Source organism: Enhygromyxa salina, assembly GCF_002994615.1.
Classification (GTDB): domain Bacteria; phylum Myxococcota_A; class Polyangia; order Nannocystales; family Nannocystaceae; genus Plesiocystis; species Plesiocystis salina_A.
In genome coordinates this window covers 1-1390 of the sequence record NZ_PVNK01000245.1, presented here as the reverse complement: position 1 = coordinate 1390, position 1390 = coordinate 1, and the positions used below count along the sequence as shown (strand labels likewise).

Genomic DNA, 1390 nt, shown 5'->3' with positions numbered 1-1390 from the left:
GCCTCGACCCTGCCCGACCCCCTGCCGCCGACAGCTCGGCGCGAGCGCTGCACCTTGTTGGTGCTGCACAACGATCACGAGGCCCTGCTCGCGGCCTTGCTGGTCGCCAACGGCGCCGCGACCCGAGGGATGCAGACCAGCTTGTTCTTCACCTTCTGGGGCCTCAACCTCCTCCGCGGTGACCACCCCAACCCGACCCTGCCGCGCGAGAAGCTCAAGCTCTCCCAGCGGCTCGTCAAACGGATGATGCCCAAGGGTCCGACGCACCAGAAGCTGGGCAAGCTCCACTTCGGTGGCCTCGGCAAGCAGATGCTGGCCTCGATCATGCGCTCGCAGAACATCCTCGGCCTGCCCGAGCTGATGCGCAGCGCCCAGGACCTGGGCGTCGGGTTCATCGTCTGCACGATGACCATGTCCGTCATGGGCATCACCAAGCGCGACCTGTATCCGTACCCGAACCTCGAATTCGGCGGGGTCGCAACCTTCGTCGAGCGCGCGCGCGAGTCATCGATCAACCTCGTGTTCTAGATTTGGCTTTGACCCCCCGGGCGTCCTGCACCTTGCCACCCACGGCCGCAAGCGGCCGGTCGCTCGCTTCGCTCCCTCCCTGGGCTGGTCTGTGCTTCGAGACGCCTGCCCGAACACTACGCGGGATCGTCCCTCCTACGACAGCAGCGGAGCCACAGGTTGCAACACGATGCCCCGGCAAAGAGGGCCCCCCGCCCTCCCACAATCCTCCCAGTCCAAGCCCTCCTACGACAGCAGCGGAGCCACAGGTTGCAACATGAAAGCCCGGCAAGAGGGCTCCCCGCCGTCCCACAATCCTCCCAGTCCGAGCCCTCGAGCCCTCCTGCGACAGCAGCGGAGCCACAGGTTGCAGCATGAAAGCCCGGCAAGAGGGCTCCGGGGGTCCCTCGGAGCGAAGTTTTCACGGCGTATGCCTCCCAATCGAAGCGCTGCCGGTCACTCGGACTACCCGAAGACCGACACAGCTCATGCCTTCGGTGAGTGAATTCGCTTCGAGGGACCCCCGGAGCCCGCCGGGCTCCCCGCCGTCCCACAATCCTCTCAGTCCGAGCCCTCCTACGACAGCGGCGGAGCCACAGGTTGCAACACGATGCCCCGGCAAAGAGGGCTCCCCGCCGTCCCACAATCCTCTCAGTCCGAGCCCTCCTACGACAGCAGCGGAGCCACAGGTTGCAACATGAAAGCCCGGCAAGAGGGCTCCGGGGGTCCCTCGGAGCGAAGTTTTCACGGCGTATACCTCCCAATCGAAGCGCTGCCGGTCACTCGGACTACCCGAAGACCGACACAGCTCATGCCTTCGGTGAGTGAATTCGCTTCGAGGGACCCCCGGAGCCCGCCGGGCTCCCCGCCGTCCCACAATCCT

At 66.0% G+C, this 1390-nt stretch carries 1 protein-coding gene; it reads left to right on the top strand.

From position 1 onward, the window contains the following. A partial coding sequence (locus tag ENSA5_RS28425) for a DsrE/DsrF/DrsH-like family protein (protein ID WP_181198241.1) occupies nucleotides 1-528 on the top strand: 528 nt, incomplete at its 5' end. Between the last annotated feature and the right edge of the window lie 862 nt (nucleotides 529-1390).